The organism is Halopenitus persicus (assembly GCF_002355635.1).
GTDB lineage: Archaea > Halobacteriota > Halobacteria > Halobacteriales > Haloferacaceae > Halopenitus > Halopenitus persicus_A.
This window is the reverse complement of sequence record NZ_AP017558.1, coordinates 1,764,095-1,788,534: the sequence shown is the minus strand read 5'-3', so window position 1 is coordinate 1,788,534 and position 24,440 is coordinate 1,764,095. Positions and strand designations below refer to the sequence as shown.

Sequence of the window (24,440 nt, the reverse complement as noted above, 5' to 3'; positions counted from 1 at the left end):
GGACGTGTCCCGGTCCCGGGTCCACGGAGTGGGTTCGGTCACCGCCGAACGGCGACGATCAGGAACGTTTCCGGCCGCTCCTCGGCACGAACCACGTCGAAGCCGTTCGCGGAGAGCGCGTCGGTCGCGTCTGCCGGAGCGTATCGCTCCGCGACCGGCGGGCCGGCCTCGCCGGCACCGTCCGCGGACCAGTCGGCGACCACGAGCCGGCCGCCGCCGACGATCGTTCGGGCGAGCGTCTCGAGGGCGGCCTCGCCCGCGAACTCGTGGTAGGTCATCGTCGAGAACGCGCCGTCGAGCGCGTCCGTCTCGAAGGGCAGGTCGGCCACGTCGCTCGTCACGAACGCGACGTTCTCGGGCGCGCCCTTCTCGCGGTAGTAGTCGTGCATCTCGGCCTGGACGTCGACCGCGTGGACGGTGTCGACGTGCGGGGCGACGTCGTCGGTATAAAAACCGGTGCCGCTGCCCAGGTCCGCGAGGACGTCGTCCGGATCCGGGTCGATCGCCGCAAGCAGCTCCTCACGCGAGAGGTAGCGATAGCGCTTTCCGGCCTCCTCGAGTTGGGCGGCACGGCCGGCGTCGAAGGTGTGAAATCCCATACCGTTCGTTGACGACGCATCGATAAAACCGGTCGGATCGATCGGACGAATACGGTCGAACGATCGGACGAATACGATCGAACGATCCTCCATCGAACGGCATCAGATCGCCGCCAGCGCGATCCCGTATCCGAGCAGGAACGCGACCGCGAAGGAGGCGATCCACGCGAGGATCGTGAATCCGATCTTCCGCGGGTCGACCGCGTTCCAGCCGCCGACCGCGGCGCCGCTGCCGACCATCGCGGAGACGACGATCTCGTTGAACGAGACGGGGACGCCGAGCAGAACCGCCAGCTGTGCGATCAAAAAGGACGGGACGAGCGCGGCGATCGATCGCCGTGGGCCCAGCGAGGAGTACTCGCGCGCGAGCGAGCCGATCATTCGGGGCGCTCCGGTCCAGGAGCCGACGAGGATCCCGAGGCCACCGCCGACGAGGATCGCGACGGTCGGGACGGACTCGACCGCATCGAAAAGCGGCAGCAAGGGTCCGACCGCGAGGCCGACCTGGCTTCCGCCCGCAGAGAACGCCACGAGCGCGCCGAGCCCGAGGAGGACCCGCCTGAGTCCCCCGGTCTCGTCGCGGCTGACGTCCCACCGGACGAGCGCGGCGAGCGCGGTCGCGATGCCGACCGTGGCCGCGACCGGGCCGAGCGGGAGGGTGGCGCCGCCGACGAGCACGGAGGCGGCTCCCCGGCTTCCCACCCATTCCCGTAGGACCCCGGCGACGGCGGCGGCGATCGAGCCCGAGTCGCCCGTCGGGCCGAGGAACGCGAACCCGACGTTCGCGAGGACCGCGCCGACGATCGCGACGAGGAGGGGGATGCTCCACGATTCCGGCACGTCGGGCCGCGGAAGGACGCTCGCGATGGCGAAGGCGATCCCGCCGCCGACGACCGGCGTCAACAGCCAGACGGCACCGATCTCGAGGGACGTGCTCGGAACGGGCGTGCCGCCGAGCGCGAGTCCCACGCCGATCACGGAGCCGGTGACGGTGAACGCGGTCGCGATCGGGTAGCCGGTACGGATGCCGATCGCCATCAATCCCGCGCCGACGAGGAGGACGATGATGACGCCCGCGACCGGGAGGGTGACGCCGTCGACGAGCCCGCGCCCGACGGCCGCCGAGACGTTACCACCCTGGGTGACGGCGCCCGCAAACCCGAGGATGCCGACCACGAAGGCGGCCCGCATCGTCGCGATCGCGTCGGCGCCGACCGCGGGCGCGAACGGGGTCGCGCCGCTGGAGCCGGCGCCGATGACCCACGCCATGAACAGGCTGGCGATGGCCGCGGCCACGACTGGGAGTATCGTCGTTGGATCCATAGCTGAAAAGCGCCTGCGGGTTACCGCGCCGATGCGTCGCCCGACGCCGGGCGGCTCCGCCACCGGCCCTGGAGGTACGCGCCGAGGAACATCCCGGCGATCGCCCAGAGGATGGTGACGTTGCCGACCCCGAGGCTCGCGTATGCGGCGCCGGGGCAGATGCCGGACAGTCCCCAGCCGACGCCGAAGATCGCGCCGCCCACGAGGACGTTCCGGTCGAAGGACTTCAGGCGGCGCTCGAAGGGATCGCCGGTCAACGGCGCGGCGTCGGCGACCCGCGGGAGCACCGCGAAGGCGATCCCCGTGACGATCGCCGCGCCGAACATCACGAACGGGAGGCCGAAGTCCTGAAACTGCAGGAACTGGAGCACGACCTCCGGCCGCGCCATGTGGCTGAAGCCGAGGCCGAACCCGAAGACCAGACCGCCGACGAGGATCAGCGGGAGGAACGCGGGGTGGCGGTTCCGCGCCATTACGGCGTCACCCCCAGCGCCGCGACGACCTGCGCGGTGACGATGGCGACCAGCAGAAAGGTGACCACGCCGGCGATCGAGGTCCTCGAGGCCGACCCGACCCCGCAGACGCCGTGGCCGGAGGTACACCCCTTGCCGACCCGGGTGCCGATCCCGACGAGGATCCCGCCGAGGAACAGCCGCCACGGCTGGACATCGGTGAGCCAGAGAGTCACGCCGGCGAGCTCGTAGATCCGGCCCGTCGATCCGGACTGGTAGAGCGAGGTCGTGATCAGTCCGGACTGGACCGTCGCCGCGAAGAGCGCGGCCCCGAGGATGATGCCGAACGTGAACACGAGCCGCCAGCCCCGCGAGGCGACGTACCGCTGGAACCGCGACCGATCGGAGACGTACGAGAGCGTCGACTCGAGGAACGTGCTCGCGCCCGCCGCGATCCCGGTGCCGACGTAGATCACGGTCGCGCCGAGCCCGACCAGCAGCCCGCCGACGACGTATCGGCTGAGCCCGTTCGGGAACGGCTCGGCGAACGCCTGGAGCAACGCCGGATCGAGGGTCATCGGGACTTAGTCACCCGCCAGCGACTCCTGGCTGGCCGCACAGTTGTTGGGGCCGAGCTCGAGCGTGAACGCCTCCTCGTCGTCGACGGTCTCCCGGCCGAGGTTCGTCGCGATGATCGACTCGTAGTTGGCCGGCCGGGGCGGCATGTCCGAGAGGACCAGCTCGACGAACGCGCCCTCGTCCATCGAGAGCGCGTCCATCCGTCGCATCAGGTCGCCGATCGACGCGGTGTAGGTGCCGTCGGCGGCCGGTTCGGCCGCATCGCTGAAGTGGGCACCGCCGACGAGCGTGTCGTCCGAAAGCGTCAGCACGCGGTCCTGCAGCGACTCGTAGAGCATCCGGGCGGCGTCCGGGGCACCCTCGTCGCCCTCCTCGAGGTCCGGGCGGGCGACGCTCTCGATGAAGAGCCCGTCGCCGGTCGCGAGCAGACTATCGTCGACGAGGTAGGAGGTCATTCCGGTCGTGTGCCCCGGCGTGTAGACGGCCTCGATCGTGGCGTCGCCGACCGCAAGGACGTCGCCGTCGACCGCCGTGGTCAGGTCGTCGGCATAGGTGACGCCGCGATCGACGGCCGGCTCGGGTATCACGCCCTCGACGCCGCGGTCCGCAAGGGCGCGAACGCCGGAGATGTGGTCGGCGTGGATGTGGGTGTCGAGCGCGTAGGTCAGCTCGACACCGCGTGCCTCGGCGTCCGCCAAGTACCGGTCGGTGAACGCCCGCAGGGGGTCGATCACGGCCGCGTCCCCGCCGTCGACGAGGAGGTATCCCAGACAGCCCGAGGACGGACGCTGATACTGCAACAGCGTCCCGGCGCCGTCGTAGCCGGTCACCTCGACGGCCTCGTAGATCCGGGCCCAGCCGTTCATGCCGTCCGCGACGTGGTTCACGCCGTAGCCGAGTTCGGCGAGCGTTCCGGCGACGAACTCGCTGGCGCCGCCCTTCGCACAGATGACCGAGATCGGACGATCGGCCGGAATCCGGTCGAGAACGTCCTCGTCGACCTCGTCCTCGAGGAACTCGAAGTACGGGACGTTGATCGACTCGACCGTCTCGCCGTCGACGTGCCACTTCTCGTACTCCGACTGCATCCGCACGTCGAGGAGCGTGACGTCCTCGCCGGCGTCGATCCGGTCCTTCAGGGCCTCTGGCTCGATGGTCTCCACGTCCGCATCCGGCGTGGGGAAGTCTTCCGGGTTCATTGCGTGTATTGCACCATACCGGTTGGCGGCATATAAGAGTTTGTATAGTAATTCATAAACCACACAATATAGAGGTCGGGAACGTCACGGAGGGCGACGTCCACGACCTGGAGGGCGGCACACACGACGAGACCGTCGATCCCGAGAGTCGAGTGACGATCGGCGTCCATCACAACCGGTCAGTCGAAACGACGACTCGTACCGCGGCCGACGAGCCTGCACGCGACAGAGTGACCGTCGACGGGTGTGCGTCCCGGTCGAACGCCGCGAGCGAAACGAAACGTCGGCGAAGCGCCCGGAAAACGTCGGCGAAGCGCCCGGAAAACGTCGGCGAAACGCCTCGGATCGAGTGCACGACGCATGCGCAGACACACAAACGACGTTTGCACAACGTACGGCGGCCGCCGCCGGCAGTCGTGTGTGGTAGGTACAAGAACCGGCATTCTTATTACTGCCGAGTTGGTATTGTGTGGTAGCTCCAATACACCAAGGGAGTGTACATCCAATGACCACCGAACACACCGTAACCGAAACGCTCGACGTGAAAGGCGCATCCTGTCCGATGCCGGTCATCAAGACGAAGGGTGCGATCGACGATCTCGCCGTCGACGACGTCCTGGAGGTGCTCGCCACCGACGCCGGCAGCATGAGCGACCTCGACGGCTGGGCGGCCGGTACCGACGGCGTCGAACTCCTCGAGCAGGTCGAGGAGGGCGACGTGTACAAACACTACGTGCGGAAGACGGCGTGATGAGCACGGATACCGCCTCCCCGTCGACCGAGGCCGAGCTTCGCGAGCGCGTCGCGGAGCTCGAGGAGACGGTCGCAGCTCTCGAGGCCGCGGCCGACGACGGCACGAAGAAAATGACGATCGTGGCGACGCAGGGGAGCTTCGACATGGCGTATCCCCCGCTCATCCTCGCGAGCACGGCGGCCGCCTTCGGCTGGGACGTCGTCGTGTTCCACACGTTCTGGGGACTCGACATTCTCCACGAGGAGAAGTCGGACGACCTCCGCCTGTCGGCGGTCGGCAACCCGAACATGCCGATGCCGAACGCGCTCGCCGCGCTGCCCGGGATGGACCGGCTCGCCACGCGGATGATGGAACGGCGGATCGACGAGAACGGCACCGCGACGATCGACGAGCTCATCGAGCTCTCGTTGGACCAAGGCGTCGACCTGCAGGCGTGCCAGATGACGATCGACCTGATGGGCTATGAGGAGGACGACTTCCACGACGGCGTCACCGTCGGCGTCGGCGCGGCGACCGCCCTGCAGCACATGGCCGAATCGGACGTCCAGCTGCTCGTGTGAGCGAGCCGCAGCAGCGTTCGGGACGAGGCTTTTAAACGAGGTACACGAACCACGGGACGATGGCGCCGTTGGAGAACCTCGTCGTGGTGTTTCTCGCCGGACTGGTCACCGCCTTGGCAACCGGCCTGGGCGCCCTTCCGTTTCTCTTCTTCGAGGAGATCGGCGACCGGTGGACGGTCGCGCTCTGGGGGCTCGCCTCCGGGATCATGGTCTCGGCCTCGCTGTTCGGCCTGGTTGACGAGGGGCTCGCCGAGGGGACCCCGGTGGAGATCGCGATCGGAATGGCCGCCGGTGTCGTCCTCGTCGTGATCGCCCACGAGGTGTTGCTCGACGTCGACATCGACCCGCGCGAGTACGAGCAGGCCGACTTCACGAAGCTCGTGTTGATCCTGGGCGTGTTGACCGTGCACAGCTTCCCCGAGGGGATCGCCGTCGGCGTCTCCTTCGCCGACCTGGGACTCGCGGGCGGGATCGAGCTGTTGGGGCTCACCGTCCCGCTGCTGGCGATCTTCATGACCGTCGCGATCTCGATCCACAACGTTCCCGAGGGGACGGCGATCGCGATCCCGTTGCGGGCGATGGGCGTTTCGAAGGGGCGGATGGTCTGGTGGGCCGTCTTCTCGAGTCTCCCCCAGCCGATCGGCGCGGTGATCGCGTTCGCGTTCGTCCGGACCGCTCGAGCGTTTCTGCCGTACGGGTTCGGGTTCGCCGCGGGCGCGATGATCTACCTGGTCCTCTCGGAGTTCATTCCGGAGGCGCTGTCGATCGGCGAACCGCTCCCGTACGGCGGGAGACGCGAGCTCGTCGCCGGCGTCGTCGTCGGGATCGCGGTGATGGTTCCGCTCGCGTTCATCTGATGGAATCGGTCAGACCGGATCGACCTCGTGGAGGAACGTCTGGAACTCCATCGTGCGCCCGTCCGGATCCTCGGCGAAGAACTGGTAGATGTCATACTCGTCGTTCCGCCGCGGCTCGCCCCGGGCCCGGTCGGCGAGGCGGTCATAAAAGTCGTCGACTCCCGCGCGCGTTTCCGTGACGAAGGTGATGACGCCGTCGGTCTCGGTCTCCTCGCCGGCGCAGAAGCCGAAGAGGAGGTTGTCGTACCGACAGATGGTACAGGCGGACTGCTCGAGCCAGACTTCGGCGCCGACCGTCTCGACGTAAAAGGACGCGGTCGACTCGTAGTCCGTACACCGGAAGAACACGATCCCGGACATACGGTCCGGTCGTGGGCAGTCCGGAAAAAGGTACTCGCGGAACGGATGGTCGCGATCAGGTCGAGCGGGATCGCAATCGGATCACACGACGTCGTCGGGGTCGTGTGCCGCGGCCATCCGGGCGGCCTCGTCCGCGTACCGCTCGCGGCGGTCGGGCTCGTCGACGGCGCCGAGGTTTCCGGGGTCGACCGCCACCGCGGCGGTCGTGTCGCGGACGTCGGTGAAGCTCGTGAGCGCGCGCTCCTTCCGGAAGTACCGCGTCCCGTCGGGGGTCGCGTACACGAGGATGACCATGTTCTGCTCGTCGTCGGAATAGGTCCGCTCGACGAGCCACACGCGGACGGGTCCCCCTTCGGAGGCCTCGGATTCATCGTCGGCGGCGTCGGACACGGCCCCGGAAGCGGCGTCAGGATCGGACATCGTCACCACGCCGCCTCGAGGGCCTCGAGCAGTCGGTCGACCTCACGCTCGGTGTTGACCGCGTGCACGGAGGCGCGGACCGCCTCGGGATGCGGGAGGTCGCGAAGCCGGATCCCCTCGTCGGCGAGCCGCTCGACGGTCGTCTCGGGATCGTCGACGTCGACGGTCACGAGTCCCGACTCGGGCTCGGCGGGGCTCAACAGCCGGTCGGCGGGGACGCCGTCCGCGAGCCGGCCGGCGAGCTCGCCGATCCGGCCCTCGATCCGGTCGATCCCGACCGACTCCAGCGTCTCGATCGCCGCCCGGAGCCCGACGTGAGGCGCCGGGTTCGCCGTGCCGACCTCGAAGCGACGGGCGCCGGCCGCGAGCTCGTAGGGGTCCGCGGTGGGCGTCTCGACGCTCCGGTAGCCCAGCGAACGCGGGTGGAGCTGGTCGACGACGTCGTCGTCGACGTAGAGAAAGCCGCCGCCCCAGAGGCCCAACAGCCACTTGTGGCCGGCCGCCGCCACCGCGTCGGCGCCCCAGTCGGCGACGTCCATCGGCGTCTGTCCGGGGGACTGGACCGCGTCGACGAGCGCGAACGCGCCCGCGTCGTGGGCGACGTCGACCAGCTCGGCGACGGGGAGCCGGGTGCCGTGGGTCCAGGTGATCGCCGAGAAGCAGACGAGCCGCGCGTCCGCGACCGCCTCGGCGTACGCCTCGCGGTCGATCCGTCCCTCCGTGGTGGAGACGACGCGCACCTCGACGCCCTCCCGCTTGAGCCGGTCCCACGGGAGGATCCCGGCCGGATGCTCGAGGTCGGTCCGGACGACGACGTCGCCGGGCTCCCAGTCGATCGCGTTCGCGATCGCGTTGATCCCGGCGGTCGTGCTCTCCGTGAGCGCGATCTCCGTGGGGTCCGCGCCGACGAACGCCGCGACCGTCTCCCGGGTCCGATCGACGGCCTCGGTCGCCGTTACGTAAGGATTCGATCGGGCAGGCGACTCGTACTCGAACGTCTCGAGAAACGAGTCGGTCGCCTCGAGGACGGACCGCGGACTCGGTCCGTGAGCGCCGTAGTTGAAGTAGTCGGCCTCCTGCAGGGCCGGCACGTCCGCCCGAAGCGTCAGCGGCGTCATCGGAGCGCCTCCGCGGTCGGGGATGCCGACCACAGCGGTCCGGCACTCGACCTGGCGGGAGCGCTGGGTCCGGCGTGTCTTCGCACGTGTCTCCGCGATCGGCGTCGTGCAGCCGCGCTCGTCGTCACGTCCATACGATCTGGTTCGGCCGGCGAACCCATTAATCTTGTTAATAGTGCACAATATTTATAACACAGACGCCACTGGTCGGGCAGCCGTTATCGCGTTCGACCGGACGTTCGGTCGGGCGATCGACTGGTCAGGCAAGCGGCGAGTCAGATGAACGGCGAGTCAGGCAAGCGGCGGGTCAGATGAGCGGCGGGTTAGGCGACGAAAGCAGCGGAGGGGGAAGCAACGACCGACGAAAGCAACGGGCGGTCGGGCGATCAACTCTCGGCGGGAACCGTCGCGTCCGCCGACTCGTATTTCGTCTCGAACTCCTGGATGAGCTGGCCCATCTTGGCGTACCAGTCGTTGAGCATCCGCTGCATGTCGTCGGCGATCTTCGAGGGATCGGTCGGCGAGTAGACGTGGTAGTAGCCGCCCTGGTCGTAGTTGACCTGGTCCTTCCGGATGAACCCCGTCTGCAGGAGCCGCTGGATGGCCCGGTAGGCCGTCGACCGCTCGCGGTCGACCGCCTCGGCGACCTCGTCGACGGTCAGAGGTTCCTCGGCGCGGACGAGCGCCCTGAAACAGTCCTTATCGAGCTGTTTGAGGCCGTGGAAACACTCGAGCAGTCCCTCACACTCCATGTCCTGCTGGAGTTGTTCCGACATCGAGTCTGGCATCGTATGTGTACGGCTAGCCGCCGAGTGCTTAAAAGGCTTGTGTAGAGATCGTACAAGCCTGTCCGTAACCGTGAATGGCCGATCGTCGCCGAAGTGGAGCGGCGGGTGACGGATATGGCCCGGATCGTTCGCCCTGAACGCCATCATTTAGACGGCCGAACGAGCTGACTCGCCGTTTTCCCCGGTCCCTCGCCGGGAACTATATTGTTTGATAGACCCAAAACTCTTAACTACCGTCGGCGACTATCGAACGATGATGGCAACGAGATCATCCGCAAGCGGGAACGGGATCGACCGCGACGAGCCGGTACACGTGAACGGCCGGGAGGCGCTCGACGACGTCGTCGCCGGCGGCGGCGTCGTCCTCGTGGACTTCCACGCCGAGTGGTGTGGCCCCTGTAAGATGCTCGAGCCGGTCGTCGAGACGCTCGCGGCCGAGACGGACGCCACGGTCGCGAAGGTCGACGTCGACGAGAACCAGGCGCTGGCAAGCGCCTACGGCGTTCGGGGCGTCCCCACGCTCGTCCTGTTCGCCGACGGCGAGCAGGTCGAGGAGGTCGTGGGTGCACAGCCCGAGGAACGACTGCGAGCGCTGATCGACGAGTACGCCGAATAGCGAACGGGAACACAGCGGCAGCTCGTGGCGATCCGGTCGACCGGTGATCCGGATCCCGTCGATCGTCGACCGGAGACCGCTTACCTCCCGTTTTCGTACCCTATCGTGCAGTTCCTTTTAAACCCTACCTCGAACGGTCAGCAACGGGGCCCTTCCGGCCGTTGAACCGACCGGATCGGCGAACTCGGCCAGTTTCGAACGTCGAAGTTCGGACGGAGGCATCACCAGGCAGCCCCGAACGGAAACGTCGCGGCCGCGCCACCGGCGTCGAGCGCGCGATCGCGGCTGATCGTGGCGGATCGCGACCGAAGCGGAACATCACTCGATAACTTATGAGTTGGTTATAAATGGTGGGGGAGGAGTTACCGGAATATAGTATTGTGCAATAAACCCACAACCATTATATCCGAGCGGCCGATACGGTGACGTGAGTAGAAATGTACGAACCACGAACGACCGACGACGGACCACGAACGACCGCCGTGCGGTCGGCTCGGCGAACGGAGGATCGACGATAATGGCGGGGCTTGCGGTTCCGAGCTGGGATCCGGTCGCGGCACGGTTGATCGGGACGGTACTGCTCGAGGCGATCGTCCTGTACGTCGGGTACGCGGGGCTCGAGCGCCTCGTCGGCCCGGCGATCCTGGACGCACTGGTCGGGGGTGACGGCGTTGGGGGCGAGTGAGGCCCTGATCGACGGCGTCGGCACCGTCGGTGCCGTCAGCGAGTTCTCCGTCTTCGGGACCGGTCCGGAGATGGCGGCGCTGTTCGTCGGATTCGGGCTCGTCGTCGGGATCCTCTTCGGGTTCTTCGGGATGGGCGGGTCCTTCCTCGTGACGCCCGCGCTGTTGCTGTTCGGCTATCAGCCCAGCGTGGCGGTCGGCAGCGGAATGGCCTTCGTCTTCGGGACCGCGGTGATCGCCACCCTGAAACACCACGACCTCGGGCAGGTCGACTACAAGCTGGGCGGGCTGATGATCGTCGGCACGACGGTCGGCATCGAGATCGGCCGGATGACGGTCTTCTACCTCCAGGACCTCGGCCTCGCCGGCGGCGTGATCAACGCCGTCTACGTCCTGCTGCTCGGCGGGATCGGTGCGATGGTCACCCGCGACGCGCTGGCGGCCGACGGTGACGGGGACGATGGTGGCGGTGACGACGACAGTGACGGGGACGACGGTGGCGGTGACGGGAATGACGATGGACCGACCGAGGGAGGCCACGGTCACGGCGGCGCCGACGGTGCGGACCTCTCGGACCACACCCCGCCCGCGATCGCGAAGCGGATCCAAGAGACGGTTCGGATCCCCCCGATGGTCACCCTCCGCGGCGACGTGCGCGTCTCCGTGTGGGTGATCACGGTCGTGGCCCTCTCGACCGGGTTCCTCTCGGGGCTGCTCGGCGTCGGCGGCGGCTTCATCCGGATGCCCGCGATGATCTACGCGATCGGTGCGCCCGTGCCGGTCGCGGTGGGCACCGACCTCTTCGAGATCGTCTTCTCGGGCGGGATCGGCAGCTACCTCTACGGGCAAAGCGGCGGCGTCGACCTCGGGATCGTCGTCCCGCTGCTGTTCGGCAGCGCGCTCGGCGCCCGGATCGGGTCGGCTGCGACCGCGGTCGTCGACTCGGACGGGATCACCGTGTACTTCGGCGGGATGCTGTTGGCCGGCGCGGTCGCGGTCGCGGTCGGCGAGCTCGGCAGCCTCCTCGGGATCGCGCTGCTCGAGACGGTGGGGTTGGTGCTGGTGTTGGGCGCCGCCGTGGCCGTCGCCGGCGCGATCGTCGTGACGACGCTGCGGCGGCTGCGAACCGGTTCCCCACGGCCCTCGGTCGCGGAGTGAGACTCACCGGCCGGGGTCGGCCGTCCCCCTGGACCGTCAACGACGTCGATCCGCGACGAGAAAGCGATGACGGGGAACGCTTTTGGCCGCCGGTCGGATTAACGACAGTATGAGCGAGGACCAGGAGCAGGCCCCCGAATCGGCGGTCGGCTCCGAGTCGACCGACGAACGCGGACCCGCCGAAACCGACACGGGCGGGAGTCCCGAGCCGGCCGAGAAGAGTGGTCCCGAGCCGGCCGGGCCGGCCGAGGCGGGAGAATCGGGCGAGAGCGACGTCCCCGAGGACGTCCGGAAGTACGAGCGGTTCACGAAGATGGACGGCGCGCAGTACGACCGGGTCAACGAGTTCCTCCGGGACCGGACCTACATCACTGCCCGCGAGTGGGCGATCGCGCGGCTGTGTGCCGACTTCCGGACCGAGACCGGCGTCGAGATGACGAAGATCGGCGAGAACCTCCCCGAACTGGTTCCCTTTATGACCGACACCTACACGCCGCAGGCGGTCAACCAGGCGCGCCACTCCTTCGAGGGGAAGGTGACGAAGGCGGGCGCGACGTTCCTCTACGGCGCGATGTGCGGCTTCTTCACCGCCGAGGATCTCGACGAAATGATGTACGAGGTCACCGAGATCGCCAAGTTCCTGATGGAGGTCGAGGGGGTCGACCTGGCGGTCGAGGACGAGCTGGAGGCGGAGGAGCAGATCTCCAGCGTGATGCGCGAGGTTCGGGAGTCGAGCCAGCGGATCCGCGGCGAGGAGGTTCGGTGTCCGGAGTGTGGCCACGTGCACGAGGCCGACGCCGAGGAGTGAGGGACCTGCCTAGGTTACGACGAGTGACGAGGGCGTCGTAAAATCGTATCAAGCCATCTTATTTTCATTGTTGTGGAATAGAACACAATTTACGCATTTCGAGAGTCTGTCAGACGAGGGGGCCACGAGAGATGTGGTTCGTGGAGGGTTAACGGAGTCCCTCCCACGCTGAAGGGTGGGACGCTCTCCTCGCAGGAAGATAGGAGGCATATCTGCCCGATGCTGGCGTGGGGAAGGAGTGCCCGAGAGTCGCGGTCTAATTCAACACCCAGAAGCGATAGTTGAGATAGGCGGCGAATGAGACCCAGAGGAGATACGGTACGAGGAGGAGTGCTGCTCGTCGATCAACGCGGTCGAATGCCCACATCGTCGTGACGATGAGTAGCCAGAGGAGTCCAATCACGGCCAGCCCCCACCCAATCTCCTGCAATCCGAAGAAGACTGCAGACCATCCCAAATTGAAGACGAAGTGTACCACGAATACGCCAAAAGCGATCCGGGCCTCGCGGGGTGAGGACTCGGTTTGGCGCCAGACGAGCCATAACGCGACTCCGATAAGTGCGAACAGGGTGGTCCAGACGGGACCGAATATCCAGTTCGGGGGAGCGATCATCGGTCGCTGAATGGTATCGTACCACGTGCTGAGACTTTGTATCGTGAAGATGGATCCGGAAGCCCCGACGATTTCGACGGTCAGAATGGCGAATACGAGTGCGAGGACGGGTCGATCGCGTGGAAATCGGCGGAATCGAGCTACGAGTGATACCATAGGAACTGATCGGGTCTCTCAGCCAAAACGTTGTACGTTGAACTTCGATCAGATCGGATCGCTCAGCATACTGAGCGAATCCGGTTCCGGTATGATACGGCTGTCCGAACGTCCTCAAGCGTCGTCCCGCGGGTCGCCCTCGAAGGTGTACTCGGCCGAGTTGTCCCGCGGCTCGTAGCCGAGCACCTCGCGGGCGCGTTCGATCGAGTAGTACTTGCGGTCGTTGTCGGAGATGCCGTAGACGATCTCGAAGCCGTAGTCCGCGCGGAGACAGCGGTCGAACAGATGCGCGCAGTCCCGGTGGGAGAGCCACATTGCCTGGCCGCGCTCGTACTCGCGGGGCGGGTGGCTTCGGGTCAGGTTGCCGATCCGGACGCAGACGACGTCGATCCCGTACTCGTCGTGGTAATACCGGCCGAGCAGCTCGCCGGTCGCCTTCGAGACGCCGTAGAGGTTCGAGGGCCGGGGGAACTCCGTCCCGTCGAGGCGGTAGTCGTCGTCGGTCCGGTACATCCCGGGCGTCCGCTCGTCGGTCTCGTAGTGGCCGACGGCGTGGTTCGAGGAGGCGTAGGCGACCCGGTCGACGCCGGCGTCGACGGCGGCCTCGAAGACGGCCCGCGTGCCGTCGATGTTGTTCCGGAGCACACTCTCCCAGGAAGCGTCGGTTCGGGGGTCGCCGGCGAGGTGGACCACCGACTCGACGCCCGCCATCGCCTCCCGAAGCGCGTCCATATCGGTGACGTCCGCGACGTACAGGTCGTCCGCGTCGACGCCGTCGGGGATCCGGTCGGCGGCAAGCGGTTCGCGGTCGAGGAGACGCCAGTCGTGATCGTCGCCGATCCCCCGGAGGATGGCCTGTCCGACCCGTCCTCCCGCGCCCGTCAACAGGACTGGCTGCGCCATTCGGATGTGTGTGGGCGGGTGACGGGGAAATATCGTGCGGTTCGCCGACCCGTCACTCCAGCTTCTCGCGGGAGATCGTGACGCCGGTCGGCGCGAGGATGAGCTGGTCGTCGCCCTTCTGGACGATGTCGCCGTCGACCTCCTGGGCGACCTGACGGAGCTCGTCGACGATGTGTTCGACCGTCCGGTCGGAGGTGGAGTGGCGGGTGATGTCCGCGATGACGAGGTCGCCGTCGTAGACGGCGTCCTTGATCGGGACGACGTCGCCCTTGTCCGCGATCTCCGCGATGTGAACCTGCGTCCCTGCCTCGCCTCGGGCCTCGGCGAAGTCGCCGAGGTCGAGTTCGACGTAGTCCTCGACCGACCGGTTGCCCCCGCCGCCGAGGATCTTACTCATGATTCCCATACACCCTACTGCCGCCGAGAGGACATTAGTTCTTACGTCAGACGCACCACCGAACGCGGCCAAAAACGGCGTCGTCGAACGCAGCCGAAGATCGGCGTCGTCGAACGCAGCCGAAGATCGGCGTCGTCGACCGCCGCCGAGGAACGTACCCGGGCGTCGCGGCGGGGTACGTGACCGGTCGGAATCCGCCGGCATCCAAGCGGTTTTGGCCCTCCACCCCGGCGGGGGAGGTATGCAAGCAGTCGTGTGTCCGGAGTTCGCGGCGTCGACGGTCGAGGAGGTTCCCCGACCGGAACCGGCGCCGGACGAGGTCGTGATCGCTCCCGACCGCGTCCAGTTCAGCGTGACCGAGTGCCAGCTGTTTCACGGCCGGGAGGTCGCCCACTACGGGACGATCGCCGACCGGATCGCGGCCGGCGGCGCCCGCCTGTTCGGCCACGAGTTCTGCGGGCACGTCGACGCCGTCGGGGACGACGTGACCTCGCTGTCGGTCGGCGACCGCGTCTACGCGCCGGGGAAGATCGCCTGCGGGGAGTGTGCCTACTGCCGGGCCGGCGAGCCCTACCACTGCGGAACCCAGACGGGGATCGGCTACGACCGGCCCGGCGCGGTCGCCGAGTACGTCGCGGTGCCCGCCGAGCCGCTGTGTCGACTCCCGGAGGGGATCTCCGACGCGGAGGGGGCGGCGATGCAGCCGATGGCATCAGCCCTGCTGGCGACGGTGGACGCGGGGATCGAGCCCGGCGACGTCGTGGCGGTCGTGGGAACCGGCGTGATGGGCTATCAGGTCGGCCAGGCCGCGGCCGCTCTCGGCGCGAGCGAGGTCTTCGCGGTCGACGTCCGCGAGCGCCCCCTCTCGATCGCGGCCGACCGCGGGATGATCCCGGTCAATGCCACCGAGGCGGACCCCGTCGCGGCAGTGCGGGACGCGACCGGCGGGGTCGGCGCCGACGTCGCGGTCGCGGCGGCCGGCGGGCGCCAGTCGCACGCGACCGAGGGGTCCGACCCGCTGGCGACCGCCCACGCGCTCGTCGCACGGGGCGGCACGATCTGTCAGGTTGGCCACATCGAGGGAGAGCTCACCTGGCGGCCGCGGGACACGCGCTCGAAGAAGCTCACGTGGGTGAACCCCCGCACCGGGAGCGTTCCCCTGGGCCCGAACCGGACCACCGGCGAACTCGCCGCCGAGTGGGTGGCGAACGGAACCGTCTCGATCGACGAGTACGTCACCCACGAGCTGACGGGGCTGGGATCCTTCGAGGAGGCGATCGAGATCACGCTCGAGAAGGACGCGTACGACGCGCTCGGCCCAGCACAGATCGTGATCGAGCGATGACTGAGCGGTGACTGAGCGGTGACGAAGCCGTGATCGATGGATTGCCGATGGATTACCGAGCGATAAAAAAACGGAGTCGAACGGGCCGGGATCGTTCGGGAGGCGGTGCGACCGTAGTTCGAAACCGGATCGACCGCAGGTTCGTGTCGACGGATGGAATGGAAGGGTAACGTAACCGACGTGGTTACATCATACCGCCCATGCCGCCGCCCATACCGCCCATGCCGCCGGCGCCGCCGGGCGCGCCGCCCTCGTCGTCGCCGCCGGCGGTGGACAGGTCGCCCGCGGAGATGATGTCGTCGATCTTGAGGACGAGGTTGGCGGCCTCGGTGGCCGAGGAGAGCGCCTGCTCTTTGGCGTGGGCCGTCTCGACGACGCCGGCGTCGAAGGTGTCGACGACGTCGCCGGAGAAGGCGTCCAGGCCCGCCCGGGAGTCGCCGGACTCGTGGGCCGCACGCAGGTCGACCAGCAGGTCGATCGCGTCGAGGCCCGCGTTGGCGGCGAGGGTGCGCGGGACGAGCTCGAGGGCGTCGGCGAACGCCTCGACGGCAAGCTGCTCGCGCCCCTCGATGGAGTCGGCGTGGTTGCGGAGCCGGCTGGCGAGCTCGACCTCGATGGCGCCGCCGCCCGCGATGGTGCGGCCGTCGGCGACCGTGGTCGAGACGACGTCGATGGCGTCGTTGATGCCGCGCTCGAGCTCGTCGACGACGTGCTCGGTCGAGCCGCGCAGCAGGAGCGTGACGCCGTGGGAGTCCTCACCCTCAACGTAGAACAGCCCGTCCTCCTCGTCGCGGGAAACGGAGCCGACCGCGACGTCGTCGGCCGACAGGTCGTCGAGGTCGGTGACGATGGGCGCGCCGAGCACGTTCTTCAGGAACGAGAGGTCGGACTTCTTCACGCGGCGGACGGCGAGGATGCCCTCCTTCGCGAGGAAGTGCTGGGCCATGTCGTCGATGCCCTTCTGGCAGAAGACGACGTCCGCGCCGGACTCGACGATGCGATCCACCTTCTCGCGGAGCTGTTTCTCCTCCTGGTCAAGGAACTGCTGGAGCTGGTCGGGGTCCTCGATGGAGACGGACGTGTCGGCGTCGGCCTCCTCGACCTCGATCGGCTCGTTGAGCAGCAGGACGTTCGCGGACTCGAAGTCGGTCGGCATCCCGTCCTGGACGGGGTCCTTGTCGATGACCGCGCCCGAGAGGAGCTCGGACTCGCTGGCCGGGCTGCCCGTTCGAGTCTCGATCTTCAGGTTCTGGAGGTCGACCACGTGGGAGCCGTCGTCGGCCTCGACCGTGATGGCCTGAACGGCGCGGACGACGAGGTCCGCGAGGACGTCCTTGTCGAGCTCGGCGCCCTTACCGGTCATCGAGGTCTCGGCGACCGACTTGATGAGGTCGGTGTCCTCGGGGTCGACCGGCTCGGCGATCTCGTCGACCTCCTGGCGGGCGTACTCGCTCGCGAGGTTGAATCCCTTGATGACCGCCGTCGGGTGGATGTCCTGCTCGAGGAGGTCCTCGGCGTTCTTGAGGAGCTCGCCCGCGATCGCGACGGCCGTCGTCGTGCCATCGCCGGCCTCGTCCTCCTGCGTCTCGGCGACCTCGACGATCATCTCGGCCGTCGGGTTGTCGATGTCCATCTCCTTGAGGATGGTGACGCCGTCGTTCGTGATGGTGACGTCACCCATCGAGTCGACGAGCATCTTGTCCATCCCCTTCGGTCCGAGCGTCGACCGGACCGCCTCGGCGACAGCGCGCGCCGCCGAGATGTTGTACTCCTGCGCGTCCTTGTCCTTGACGCGCTGGGCGTCCTCGCCCATAATGATCATCGGCTGGCCTTGCTGCATTCGCTGACTCATAGACAAGGGATGATTGATTGTGATTCTATATAAACCCATCGTCACCGGTTCGGCGATTGGGAAACGGGGTCCCGCCGGCGGTGAGTCGAAATCAACGGACTGCGACGCTCTCACACCAGTGCGATGCCAAACGGTGTCGGACGTCCGTAGCTCCTGAACTCCTCGAAAAGCGCTCGTTTAAGTGTGGTAACCAATATCACGGACGGGAGGTCCTCGAACCCCGGAATCGGCAACCCGATCGAATCGGATCGGCCGGAAGGAATGTACGAAATCGGTCCCCATCGCCGATGGTAATACACGACGACGGGTGAGAGACGAACGACGAAACGACCGATCGAGGGCCGAACGATGGTACAATGGAACGACGGAGCGACGGAGCGACGGAACAATGAAGCGACGGAACGACCGAGGTCACTCCTCCACGTCGGCGTCGAGGATCTCCGAATCGATCTCCTCGTCCTCGGGGTCCGGCGGCTCCTCCTCGGCGGTGAGTTCCCGCTCCGCGAGGCGGTTCTCGAGCTGACGGCGCTTGTTTCTGCCCTTCTTCTCGCGTCCGGATTTGGTGTCTGGCATCGTTGGTTGTGATAACACCCCACATACTTAAGAACGTTTGCACGGAACGCCGGGATCGACGGTCCCCGATCCCGGAATTCCAACGACCACCTTTTTAAATCATCCAGTCGTCAGTTAGGCCGTTGATGACCGATCCGAAGGACACGATCACGATCGAAAACGTCGTCGCGTCGACGGGGATCGGCCAGGAGCTCGACCTCGAGAGCGTCGCGATGGACCTGGAGGGCGCGGACTACGACCCCGAACAGTTCCCCGGGCTCGTCTACCGCACCCAGTCGCCGAAGTCGGCCGCGCTCATCTTCCGGTCGGGAAAGATCGTCTGTACCGGCGCGAAGTCGACGGACGCGGTCCACGAAAGTCTTCACATCGTCTTCGACGAGCTGCGTGCCCTCGAGATCCCGGTGGCCGACGACCCCGAGATCACGGTCCAGAACATCGTCACCTCCGCGGATCTCGGCGACGACCTCAACCTGAACGCGATCGCGATCGGCCTCGGGTTGGAGCACATCGAGTACGAACCCGAGCAGTTCCCCGGCCTCGTCTACCGGCTCGACGACCCCGACGTCGTCGCGCTGCTTTTCGGATCCGGCAAGCTCGTGATCACCGGCGGCAAGGAACCGGTGGACGCCGAACGCGCCGTCGACGTCATCGTCGAGCGGCTCGAGGAGCTCGGGCTGTTCGGCTGAGATCCCTCGATGGTTCCCCTTCCCCTCCAGACCGACGTCAGCCCGATCGCCGTCCTCGGAACGCTCGTCCTCTTCTCGCTCGGACTCGCGGTGACGGCTCACGTCGCCGCCCGGAACGTCGTCGTCGATCCGGACCCGAAACGCGCCCTTCTGGTCGGTCCCTGGCCCGCGATCGTGAGCATCGTCGGCGGCACGCTCACGCTCCCGGCCACGATCACGCTTCCCGTCGCGATCGCGCTCGACGCCGCGGCGATCCGGTGGGCCTACGGCGGCCCGCCACGCCGCACCGCGACCATCACGGTCATCCACTTCACCGTCACCGTCCTCGTGACCGTGATCGCCGTCGCCGCCTCGATCATCTGGGCGAGCCGCCCGGCGTGATCGAGGACTGCCACGCGGACCTTTTTATCCGTTGCCGCGCCATCGGACGGTGGATGTCCCGCCGAACTCGTATCGGTCGCGTCGTCCCCGCGCCGGTCCGACGAGCCCTCTGGAACCGTGAGGAGGCCCGCCCGCGCACGCCGATCCGTCTCGTGCTCGCCATTGCCGTGTTCCTCGCGATCGCGATCGGCACCAGCATCGCGGTGGGAGCGCTGCCGCTTCCGCCCCTCGGGGGGACCGCAGCGCTCGTCATCGCCGGCGCGGGGAGCCTGGCGGTCACGACCGTCGGCTGTGCCGTCGCCGCCCGGTTCGTCGACCGCCGACCGCTCACCGATTACGGGCTCCGGATCGACCGGGAGTGGTGGACCGACTGCGGCTTCGGGCTCGCGCTCGGCGCCGCCCTGCAGACCGCGATCTTCCTCGCCGGCTGGGCCGCCGGGTGGTACGTCCCCCGCGGGACGCTGGTCTCCCGGTCGGGTGAGCCGTTCCTGTTCGGCGTCGTGAGCGTGGTCGCGTTCTTCCTGGCGGTCGGGATCTACGAGGAGCTGCTGGTTCGCGGCTGGCTGCTGACGAACCTCGCCGAGGGGTTCCGGGCCGTCGGCGACCGGCTCGCGGCCGCGTTGGCGACGGTCCTGTCGGCGGGCGTCTTCGGCGTTCTCCACGCCACCAACCCGAACGCGACGGCGCTCTCGACGGGGATCATCGGTCTGGCGGGTGCGTTCCTCGCGCTCGGATACCTGCTCACCGGGGAACTCGCGATCCCGATCGGCGTCCACGTGACCTGGAACCTCGTCCAGGGCGCGGGATTCGGGTTCGGCGTCTCCGGCGTCTCCCTGCCGGTCGCCGCGATCGAGACGCGAGTCGTCGGGCCGACGGTCCTCTCGGGCGGCCAGTTCGGTCCGGAGGGCGGCCTCCTGGGGTTGGGCGGCGTCCTTCTCGGCTGTGCGGCGATCGCGTGGTGGGTCCACCGGCGGACCGGGCGGCTCCGGATCCACCCGGCCGTGACCGACCCCGATCTGCGCAAGGCCGACTCCGAACTGCTCACGACCGAGACCGGAGGCGGCGAACGACCGACGGCGAACGAGTGACCGAACAACCGACGGCGAACGAGTGATGCGTGGACGAGAACGGGCGACGACGAAAAATCGGGCCGTTGACGCCGATACTCACTCCACGAGACGCTCGATCTCCGTGACGAGGATCCCGCTGGCGCCGACGTCCTTGAGGTCGGTGATGACCGAGAAGACGTCACGCTCGTCGACGACGGCGTGGACCGCGACGGTCCCGTTACCGTTCTCGTCGGCCTCGACGTCCATCACCGTCGGGCCGCCGAGTCCGGGGAGGACGTCCTTGACCGCCGGGAGCTTGGCTTTCGGGGCGTTCATCATCAGGTAGCGTTTGTCCTCGGCGGCGAGGACGGACTCGAGCGCGGTCACGACCTGCTGGACCTTCGGGTCGTCGACCACGTCCGGGCGGGCGAACAGCCGCACCGAGGAGTCGAGCACCTCGTCGATGATCGCGAGCCGGTTCACCCGCAGCGTCGTGCCGGTCGAGGTGATGTCGACGATCGCGTCGGCCATCTCGACGTGGGGTGTGAGCTCGGTCGCGCCGGTGACGGTGACGACCTCCGCGTCGACCCCGGCCGACGCGAAGTACGACCGCGTGATCGAGGGGAACTCGGTCGCGACCGTGCACCCTTCCAGGTCCGCGACCGACTCGATCTCGCCGTTCTCCGGCGCCGCGAGGACGAGGCGACAGGACCCGTACTCGAGATCCAACAGGTCGACGAGGGCGTCCTCGTCGGCGGCGGTCGGGGTCTCGACCACGCCGCCGGACTCGGTGGCCTGATCGAGTCCCGTGATGCCGAGATCGGCGGCCCCGTCGCGGACGTACTCGGGAATGTCGGCGGCGCGCGCGTACAGGATCGAGACGTCCGGGTCGACGGTGTCGGCGTACAGCTGCCGGTCGGCCGTCCGCTCGACGTGCAGCCCGGCGCGTTCGAGCAGCTCGATCGTCGGCTCGTGGAGACGGCCCTTGTTGGGGACGGCGATGCGCATACCCGACCAACGCGGGGCGGGTGGAAACCGTTTTCGTCCCGAGCGGCCGCCGCGATCGCGGTCCGTCCTCGATCGCCCCCTCGCTCCGCGAACCGGTCACCGGCGGTCGGCGCCGGTTCCGTCGCGGTCGCGGTCGATCACGTGGACGTCGGCCGGGTCGAAGCGAACGGACACGGTCCCCGAAAGCGGGTCACGCGTTCGGCCGACGACGGACCGTCCCTTCCAGCGAAGGTGGACCCGCGTCGTCTCGCCGAGAAATTCGGTGCTCTCGACGGTTGCTCGAAGGACGTTCGCGGCGGCAGCGGCGTCCTCGGCGATAGCGGCGTCATCTGCGGCAGCGGCGTCCCGAGCCGAATCCCTCTCCCCGGCGAATCGAAGGTCCTCCGGACGAACGCAGACGGCGAGCCGGTCGCCGACGCCGACGGCTCGCACATCGTCGGCGGCGTGACCCCCACCGCCGTCGGCGGAACGATCCTCCAGGGCGACCCGGATCGGCGTGCCGTCGACCTCGACCGTCGCGATCGGACCGTCGGCGTCGGCGGGTGCCGCCACGGATCGATCGACGGCGTCAGCTTCCGAGGTGACGTCCCGCACGGTCCCCGCCAGCACGTTGTTGTCGCCGACGAACTCGGCGACGAATCGAGTTGCCGGCTTCCGATAAACGCGTCTGGGAGTGTCGACCTGTTCGATCCGCCCCGCGTTCATCACGGCGACGCGGTCGGAGACGGCAAGCGCCTCCTCCTGGTCGTGGGTGACGTAGACGGTGGTGATGTCGAGCTCGCGCTGGATCGACCGCACCTGCATCCGGAGGCGCTCGCGGAGCTTCGCGTCGAGGGCGCTCATCGGCTCGTCGAGCAACAGGACCGCCGGGCCGGGAGCGAGCGCTCGCGCGATCGCGACGCGCTGGCGCTGGCCACCCGACAGCTCGTCCGGGTCGCGGTCGGCCATCCCGGGCAGATCGACGAGCTCGAGCAGCGCAGTCACGCGCTCCTCGGTGGAGACGTCCCCCGGCGGGTCCGCGAATCGGAGCCCGTAGGCGACGTTCTCGCCGACGGTCATGTGCGGGAACAGCGCGTAGTTCTGGAAGACGACGCCGACGTCCCGGTCCTCGGGCGGAACGCCCGCGACGTCCCGGCCGCCGAACCGGAGCGTGCCGGCGGAGGGGGCCTCAAATCCGCCGATCAGTCGGAGCGTGGTGGTCTTGCCGCAGCCGGACGGGCCGACGAGCGTGAAGAACTCGCCCTGCCGGACGCGGAGCGAAACTCCATCGACGGCGGTCGTGTCACCGTACCGGCGCGTGACGTCCGCGAGTTCGAGGGCGATCGGAGCGTCGACAGCCACGTCCGAATCCGTTCCGCGAGCGACATCGGCGCCCGAACCGTCCTCAGATCCCACCGTGATCACCCCCGAGTCGGTCGATCACGACGAAGCTCGCGGTGGTAACGACGAGGAGAACGACGCCCATCGCGGTCGCCGGGCCGATCCGGCGACCGATGAACCGCTCGATCGCGATCGGCATCGTGTACTGGTCGGTGCCGGTCGCGAGGACGACGGTGGCCGAGAACTCGCCGGTCGAGATCGCGAACGCGAACGCCGCGCCGGCGACGACGCCGGGCCAGACGAGCGGGAGTTCGACGTCCAGAAGCGCCCGGAGGCGGGACGCCCCCAGGGCCCGAGCGGACTCCGCCAGCGACTGATCGAGCGATTCGAGCCCCGGCGCGACCGTCCGCACCACGAACGGGTAGCCGGCCGCGGCGTGGGCGGCCACGATCGCGACCGCGCCGCCGACCGCGATCCGGGTCCCCGCGACCTCCACGCCGAAGACGAGCCCGCGGAGCAGCCCGAGTCCGACGACGATCCCCGAAACGGCGAGCGGGGCCATCGCCGCGGCGTCCACGAGCTTCCGGCCGCGGTACCGTCGGGTGGTCAACACGGAGACGACCACGCCCATCGGGAGCGCGACCGTCAACGTGGCGAGCCCGAACAGCAGGGAGTTTCGGACCGCGTCCCACGGTTGCACCTGAAACGCGGCCCCCGTTCGCTGTCGCTCCAGCAGGAACCGGTAGTGCTCGAGTGTGACGCCGTCGGGGGCGGTCAGGCTGGCCCAGATCATGCTCGCGATCGGCGCGATGAACACGAGCGCGGCGATGCCGGCGTAGACGACGAGCCCGGCACGGGGGAGGAGTTCGCGGAGGGCTCCCGACCGAAGCCCCGACGGCGGGCGAAGCGACCGTCGAGGAAGCGGACGGGCGCCGCGGGACCGAACCGTATGGGCGGCCTCGTACCGGAGGTAACCGTACAGCAGCGTCAACGAGATGGCCAGCTCCACGAGCGCGAGCGCGGCCGCCTCGGCGTATTCGAGGTCGCGAACCAGCCGGTAGACGAACACTTCGACGGTTGCAAGCTCGAACCCGCCGAGCGCGAGCACGATCGGGAAGCTCCCGAAGGTGAACACGAACGAGAGCGCGGCCCCGAGGATGACCGCCGGGTACACCTGCGGCGCGACCACGTCGACGAACGCCCGGAGCGGGCTCGCACCGAGGCTGCGTGCGGTCTCGACCGCGCTCGCGTCGACGGACTCCCAGGCGGCGGTCGTCACGCGGGTGACGAGCGGCGCATTATAAAAGGCGTGAGCGATCACGATCGCCTCCAGCGTGTACAGGAGTTCGACCCGCGGGAGCCCGATCGTGACGAGGACGGCATTCAACGTGCCCGATCGACCGAAGGTGGCGACGAAGCCGGCCGCGACCATGATCGACGGGAGCACGAACGGGAGGATCGTCACCGACCGCAGGGTTCGGCGACCGGGGAACTCGAAGCGGGCCAGCAGGTACGCGCCCGGAAGTCCGAGGGCGACGCTCGCGAGCGTCGACAGCGCCGCCTGATACGCGGTGAACCCCACGATCCCGATCCGCCGGTCAGGGCCGACGACGTCGCGAAGGACTGCAGTCGGGGACTCTCCCGCGAACAGCCGCGCGAGGTCGCCGAAGTAGAACGGATCCCGAAGGATCTCGAGAAACGCCGCGAGCGTGAGCGTGCCGTCGACGCGTATCGCCTCGACCAGGACGGTGGCGACGGGGTAATAGAAGACGACGACGAGGACCAAAACCGTCGGGATCGCCAGCGCCACGAGGGCGTGACTGTCGAGGCGCCGACGAGTCCGCTCGCCGAAATCGAGGAGGGAGGTGGGTACGTTCACGGAG

The 24,440-nt window shown here is 68.0% G+C and carries 28 protein-coding genes; 11 read left to right on the top strand and 17 right to left on the bottom strand.

Annotated features, from left to right (window positions below; translation table 11 throughout):
* Positions 1-38: 38 nt before the first annotated feature.
* The 5 genes from CPZ00_RS08635 to CPZ00_RS08615 all read right to left on the bottom strand — a co-directional run bounded on the left by CPZ00_RS08635 (position 39) and on the right by CPZ00_RS08615 (position 4,152).
* Complete coding sequence (locus tag CPZ00_RS08635; protein ID WP_096391653.1) at positions 39-599, bottom strand: class I SAM-dependent methyltransferase; 561 nt, start codon at positions 597-599, stop codon at positions 39-41.
* Positions 600-701: 102 nt separating this feature from the next.
* Entirely contained in the window at positions 702-1,922 is a 1,221-nt protein-coding gene (locus CPZ00_RS08630; RefSeq protein ID WP_096390520.1) for an inorganic phosphate transporter, read from the bottom strand.
* A 20-nt stretch (positions 1,923-1,942) separates the two neighbouring features.
* A complete protein-coding gene (locus CPZ00_RS08625) occupies positions 1,943-2,395 on the bottom strand; it encodes a YeeE/YedE family protein (RefSeq protein WP_096390519.1) in 453 nt (150 codons plus the stop codon).
* A complete protein-coding gene (locus CPZ00_RS08620; RefSeq protein WP_096390518.1) occupies positions 2,395-2,952 on the bottom strand; it encodes a YeeE/YedE family protein in 558 nt (185 codons plus the stop codon). The genes CPZ00_RS08625 and CPZ00_RS08620 overlap by 1 nt, the downstream gene beginning before the upstream one ends.
* A gap of 6 nt (positions 2,953-2,958) precedes the next feature.
* On the bottom strand, positions 2,959-4,152 hold the full coding sequence (locus CPZ00_RS08615) for an MBL fold metallo-hydrolase (RefSeq protein ID WP_096390517.1): 1,194 nt from the start codon (positions 4,150-4,152) through the stop codon (positions 2,959-2,961).
* Between the two features lie 505 nt (positions 4,153-4,657).
* Between CPZ00_RS08615 and CPZ00_RS08605 the strand changes: the two genes are divergently transcribed.
* From CPZ00_RS08605 to CPZ00_RS08595, 3 genes are read left to right on the top strand one after another with little or no spacing between them, the layout of a single operon-like run.
* Positions 4,658-4,903: a sulfurtransferase TusA family protein gene (locus tag CPZ00_RS08605; RefSeq protein WP_096390515.1), complete on the top strand. Its 246-nt coding sequence runs from the start codon at positions 4,658-4,660 to the stop codon at positions 4,901-4,903.
* Complete coding sequence (locus CPZ00_RS08600; protein ID WP_096390514.1) at positions 4,903-5,466, top strand: DsrE/DsrF/DrsH-like family protein; 564 nt, start codon at positions 4,903-4,905, stop codon at positions 5,464-5,466. The genes CPZ00_RS08605 and CPZ00_RS08600 overlap by 1 nt, the downstream gene beginning before the upstream one ends.
* A 59-nt stretch (positions 5,467-5,525) precedes the next feature.
* Positions 5,526-6,323 carry a ZIP family metal transporter gene (locus CPZ00_RS08595; RefSeq protein WP_096390513.1) on the top strand — a complete coding sequence of 266 codons (798 nt, stop codon included), beginning with the start codon at positions 5,526-5,528 and terminating at the stop codon, positions 6,321-6,323.
* Between the two features lie 9 nt (positions 6,324-6,332).
* On the opposite strand, the gene CPZ00_RS08590 is transcribed toward CPZ00_RS08595, so the two are convergent.
* The 4 genes from CPZ00_RS08590 to CPZ00_RS08575 all read right to left on the bottom strand — a co-directional run bounded on the left by CPZ00_RS08590 (position 6,333) and on the right by CPZ00_RS08575 (position 9,009).
* Positions 6,333-6,683 (bottom strand): VOC family protein, encoded by a 351-nt coding sequence (locus tag CPZ00_RS08590; protein ID WP_096390512.1) that lies wholly within the window; start codon positions 6,681-6,683, stop codon positions 6,333-6,335.
* Between the two features lie 81 nt (positions 6,684-6,764).
* Complete coding sequence (locus tag CPZ00_RS08585; RefSeq protein ID WP_096390511.1) at positions 6,765-7,103, bottom strand: hypothetical protein; 339 nt, start codon at positions 7,101-7,103, stop codon at positions 6,765-6,767.
* Positions 7,104-7,105: 2 nt separating this feature from the next.
* Complete coding sequence (locus CPZ00_RS08580) at positions 7,106-8,221, bottom strand: aminotransferase class V-fold PLP-dependent enzyme (RefSeq protein ID WP_096391652.1); 1,116 nt, start codon at positions 8,219-8,221, stop codon at positions 7,106-7,108.
* Between the two features lie 386 nt (positions 8,222-8,607).
* On the bottom strand, positions 8,608-9,009 hold the full coding sequence (locus tag CPZ00_RS08575) for a helix-turn-helix domain-containing protein (RefSeq protein WP_021075055.1): 402 nt from the start codon (positions 9,007-9,009) through the stop codon (positions 8,608-8,610).
* Between the two features lie 256 nt (positions 9,010-9,265).
* On the opposite strand from CPZ00_RS08575, the gene trxA reads away from it, so the two are divergent.
* The 4 genes from trxA to CPZ00_RS08560 all read left to right on the top strand — a co-directional run bounded on the left by trxA (position 9,266) and on the right by CPZ00_RS08560 (position 12,274).
* Positions 9,266-9,625 carry a thioredoxin gene (gene trxA, locus CPZ00_RS08570; RefSeq protein WP_096390510.1) on the top strand — a complete coding sequence of 120 codons (360 nt, stop codon included), beginning with the start codon at positions 9,266-9,268 and terminating at the stop codon, positions 9,623-9,625.
* Positions 9,626-10,142: 517 nt separating this feature from the next.
* Positions 10,143-10,310, top strand: a complete 168-nt coding sequence (locus tag CPZ00_RS15600; protein ID WP_172861806.1) for a DUF7512 family protein — start codon at positions 10,143-10,145, stop codon at positions 10,308-10,310.
* 70 nt (positions 10,311-10,380) lie between these two features.
* Positions 10,381-11,466: a TSUP family transporter gene (locus CPZ00_RS08565; protein WP_096391651.1), complete on the top strand. Its 1,086-nt coding sequence runs from the start codon at positions 10,381-10,383 to the stop codon at positions 11,464-11,466.
* Between the two features lie 109 nt (positions 11,467-11,575).
* The gene (locus tag CPZ00_RS08560; protein WP_096390509.1) at positions 11,576-12,274 is read left to right on the top strand and encodes a DUF5806 family protein; all 699 of its coding nucleotides are present in this window, start codon (positions 11,576-11,578) and stop codon (positions 12,272-12,274) included.
* Between the two features lie 256 nt (positions 12,275-12,530).
* Here the strand turns inward: CPZ00_RS08560 and CPZ00_RS08555 are convergent, their stop codons facing one another.
* The 3 genes from CPZ00_RS08555 to CPZ00_RS08545 all read right to left on the bottom strand — a co-directional run bounded on the left by CPZ00_RS08555 (position 12,531) and on the right by CPZ00_RS08545 (position 14,352).
* On the bottom strand, positions 12,531-13,043 hold the full coding sequence (locus CPZ00_RS08555) for a TspO/MBR family protein (protein WP_096390508.1): 513 nt from the start codon (positions 13,041-13,043) through the stop codon (positions 12,531-12,533).
* Positions 13,044-13,157: 114 nt separating this feature from the next.
* Complete coding sequence (gene azf / locus CPZ00_RS08550) at positions 13,158-13,946, bottom strand: NAD-dependent glucose-6-phosphate dehydrogenase Azf (RefSeq protein WP_096390507.1); 789 nt, start codon at positions 13,944-13,946, stop codon at positions 13,158-13,160.
* Positions 13,947-13,998: 52 nt separating this feature from the next.
* Positions 13,999-14,352 carry a cell division protein SepF gene (locus tag CPZ00_RS08545; RefSeq protein WP_096390506.1) on the bottom strand — a complete coding sequence of 118 codons (354 nt, stop codon included), beginning with the start codon at positions 14,350-14,352 and terminating at the stop codon, positions 13,999-14,001.
* Between the two features lie 232 nt (positions 14,353-14,584).
* Between CPZ00_RS08545 and CPZ00_RS08540 the strand changes: the two genes are divergently transcribed.
* A complete protein-coding gene (locus tag CPZ00_RS08540; RefSeq protein WP_096390505.1) occupies positions 14,585-15,688 on the top strand; it encodes a zinc-dependent alcohol dehydrogenase in 1,104 nt (367 codons plus the stop codon).
* Between the two features lie 184 nt (positions 15,689-15,872).
* On the opposite strand, the gene thsB is transcribed toward CPZ00_RS08540, so the two are convergent.
* Positions 15,873-17,528, bottom strand: coding sequence for a thermosome subunit beta (thsB, locus tag CPZ00_RS08535; protein ID WP_096390504.1), 1,656 nt, complete (start codon positions 17,526-17,528; stop codon positions 15,873-15,875).
* A 423-nt stretch (positions 17,529-17,951) separates the two neighbouring features.
* Positions 17,952-18,113 carry a hypothetical protein gene (locus CPZ00_RS15595; protein WP_172861804.1) on the bottom strand — a complete coding sequence of 54 codons (162 nt, stop codon included), beginning with the start codon at positions 18,111-18,113 and terminating at the stop codon, positions 17,952-17,954.
* Between the two features lie 125 nt (positions 18,114-18,238).
* On the opposite strand from CPZ00_RS15595, the gene CPZ00_RS08530 reads away from it, so the two are divergent.
* Genes CPZ00_RS08530 through CPZ00_RS08520 form a run of 3 tightly spaced genes read left to right on the top strand, consistent with a single transcriptional unit; the run spans position 18,239 to position 20,268 of the window.
* Positions 18,239-18,799 carry a TATA-box-binding protein gene (locus CPZ00_RS08530; protein WP_096390503.1) on the top strand — a complete coding sequence of 187 codons (561 nt, stop codon included), beginning with the start codon at positions 18,239-18,241 and terminating at the stop codon, positions 18,797-18,799.
* 9 nt (positions 18,800-18,808) lie between these two features.
* Positions 18,809-19,180, top strand: coding sequence for a DUF7473 family protein (locus CPZ00_RS08525; RefSeq protein ID WP_096390502.1), 372 nt, complete (start codon positions 18,809-18,811; stop codon positions 19,178-19,180).
* Between the two features lie 53 nt (positions 19,181-19,233).
* The gene (locus CPZ00_RS08520; RefSeq protein ID WP_096390501.1) at positions 19,234-20,268 is read left to right on the top strand and encodes a CPBP family intramembrane glutamic endopeptidase; all 1,035 of its coding nucleotides are present in this window, start codon (positions 19,234-19,236) and stop codon (positions 20,266-20,268) included.
* A gap of 78 nt (positions 20,269-20,346) precedes the next feature.
* On the opposite strand, the gene hisG is transcribed toward CPZ00_RS08520, so the two are convergent.
* The 3 genes from hisG to CPZ00_RS08505 all read right to left on the bottom strand — a co-directional run bounded on the left by hisG (position 20,347) and on the right by CPZ00_RS08505 (position 24,436).
* Positions 20,347-21,237 (bottom strand): ATP phosphoribosyltransferase, encoded by an 891-nt coding sequence (gene hisG / locus CPZ00_RS08515; protein ID WP_096390500.1) that lies wholly within the window; start codon positions 21,235-21,237, stop codon positions 20,347-20,349.
* Positions 21,238-21,333: 96 nt separating this feature from the next.
* On the bottom strand, positions 21,334-22,632 hold the full coding sequence (locus CPZ00_RS08510; protein ID WP_394338414.1) for an ABC transporter ATP-binding protein: 1,299 nt from the start codon (positions 22,630-22,632) through the stop codon (positions 21,334-21,336).
* On the bottom strand, positions 22,622-24,436 hold the full coding sequence (locus CPZ00_RS08505) for an ABC transporter permease (RefSeq protein WP_199243342.1): 1,815 nt from the start codon (positions 24,434-24,436) through the stop codon (positions 22,622-22,624). Before CPZ00_RS08505 ends, CPZ00_RS08510 begins: the two co-directional genes overlap by 11 nt.
* Positions 24,437-24,440 lie beyond the last annotated feature (4 nt).

What these genes read in the sequence shown, in the direction of transcription:
- CPZ00_RS08580 (WP_096391652.1), bottom strand. Translation starts at nt 8,221, where the DNA reads ATGACGCCGCTGACGCTTCGGGCGGACGTGCCGGCCCTGCAGGAGGCC.
- CPZ00_RS08525 (WP_096390502.1), top strand. Translation starts at nt 18,809, where the DNA reads ATGGTTCCCCTTCCCCTCCAGACCGACGTCAGCCCGATCGCCGTCCTC.
- trxA (WP_096390510.1), top strand. Translation starts at nt 9,266, where the DNA reads ATGGCAACGAGATCATCCGCAAGCGGGAACGGGATCGACCGCGACGAG.
- CPZ00_RS08635 (WP_096391653.1), bottom strand. Translation starts at nt 599, where the DNA reads ATGGGATTTCACACCTTCGACGCCGGCCGTGCCGCCCAACTCGAGGAG.
- CPZ00_RS08575 (WP_021075055.1), bottom strand. Translation starts at nt 9,009, where the DNA reads ATGCCAGACTCGATGTCGGAACAACTCCAGCAGGACATGGAGTGTGAG.
- CPZ00_RS08585 (WP_096390511.1), bottom strand. Translation starts at nt 7,103, where the DNA reads ATGTCCGATCCTGACGCCGCTTCCGGGGCCGTGTCCGACGCCGCCGAC.
- CPZ00_RS08615 (WP_096390517.1), bottom strand. Translation starts at nt 4,152, where the DNA reads ATGAACCCGGAAGACTTCCCCACGCCGGATGCGGACGTGGAGACCATC.
- CPZ00_RS08605 (WP_096390515.1), top strand. Translation starts at nt 4,658, where the DNA reads ATGACCACCGAACACACCGTAACCGAAACGCTCGACGTGAAAGGCGCA.
- CPZ00_RS15600 (WP_172861806.1), top strand. Translation starts at nt 10,143, where the DNA reads ATGGCGGGGCTTGCGGTTCCGAGCTGGGATCCGGTCGCGGCACGGTTG.
- CPZ00_RS08560 (WP_096390509.1), top strand. Translation starts at nt 11,576, where the DNA reads ATGAGCGAGGACCAGGAGCAGGCCCCCGAATCGGCGGTCGGCTCCGAG.
- CPZ00_RS08620 (WP_096390518.1), bottom strand. Translation starts at nt 2,952, where the DNA reads ATGACCCTCGATCCGGCGTTGCTCCAGGCGTTCGCCGAGCCGTTCCCG.
- thsB (WP_096390504.1), bottom strand. Translation starts at nt 17,528, where the DNA reads ATGCAGCAAGGCCAGCCGATGATCATTATGGGCGAGGACGCCCAGCGC.
- CPZ00_RS08565 (WP_096391651.1), top strand. Translation starts at nt 10,381, where the DNA reads ATGGCGGCGCTGTTCGTCGGATTCGGGCTCGTCGTCGGGATCCTCTTC.
- CPZ00_RS08555 (WP_096390508.1), bottom strand. Translation starts at nt 13,043, where the DNA reads ATGGTATCACTCGTAGCTCGATTCCGCCGATTTCCACGCGATCGACCC.
- CPZ00_RS08630 (WP_096390520.1), bottom strand. Translation starts at nt 1,922, where the DNA reads ATGGATCCAACGACGATACTCCCAGTCGTGGCCGCGGCCATCGCCAGC.
- azf (WP_096390507.1), bottom strand. Translation starts at nt 13,946, where the DNA reads ATGGCGCAGCCAGTCCTGTTGACGGGCGCGGGAGGACGGGTCGGACAG.
- hisG (WP_096390500.1), bottom strand. Translation starts at nt 21,237, where the DNA reads ATGCGCATCGCCGTCCCCAACAAGGGCCGTCTCCACGAGCCGACGATC.
- CPZ00_RS08590 (WP_096390512.1), bottom strand. Translation starts at nt 6,683, where the DNA reads ATGTCCGGGATCGTGTTCTTCCGGTGTACGGACTACGAGTCGACCGCG.
- CPZ00_RS08600 (WP_096390514.1), top strand. Translation starts at nt 4,903, where the DNA reads ATGAGCACGGATACCGCCTCCCCGTCGACCGAGGCCGAGCTTCGCGAG.
- CPZ00_RS08540 (WP_096390505.1), top strand. Translation starts at nt 14,585, where the DNA reads ATGCAAGCAGTCGTGTGTCCGGAGTTCGCGGCGTCGACGGTCGAGGAG.
- CPZ00_RS08530 (WP_096390503.1), top strand. Translation starts at nt 18,239, where the DNA reads ATGACCGATCCGAAGGACACGATCACGATCGAAAACGTCGTCGCGTCG.
- CPZ00_RS08595 (WP_096390513.1), top strand. Translation starts at nt 5,526, where the DNA reads ATGGCGCCGTTGGAGAACCTCGTCGTGGTGTTTCTCGCCGGACTGGTC.
- CPZ00_RS08625 (WP_096390519.1), bottom strand. Translation starts at nt 2,395, where the DNA reads ATGGCGCGGAACCGCCACCCCGCGTTCCTCCCGCTGATCCTCGTCGGC.
- CPZ00_RS15595 (WP_172861804.1), bottom strand. Translation starts at nt 18,113, where the DNA reads ATGCCAGACACCAAATCCGGACGCGAGAAGAAGGGCAGAAACAAGCGC.
- CPZ00_RS08545 (WP_096390506.1), bottom strand. Translation starts at nt 14,352, where the DNA reads ATGGGAATCATGAGTAAGATCCTCGGCGGCGGGGGCAACCGGTCGGTC.
- CPZ00_RS08520 (WP_096390501.1), top strand. Translation starts at nt 19,234, where the DNA reads ATGTCCCGCCGAACTCGTATCGGTCGCGTCGTCCCCGCGCCGGTCCGA.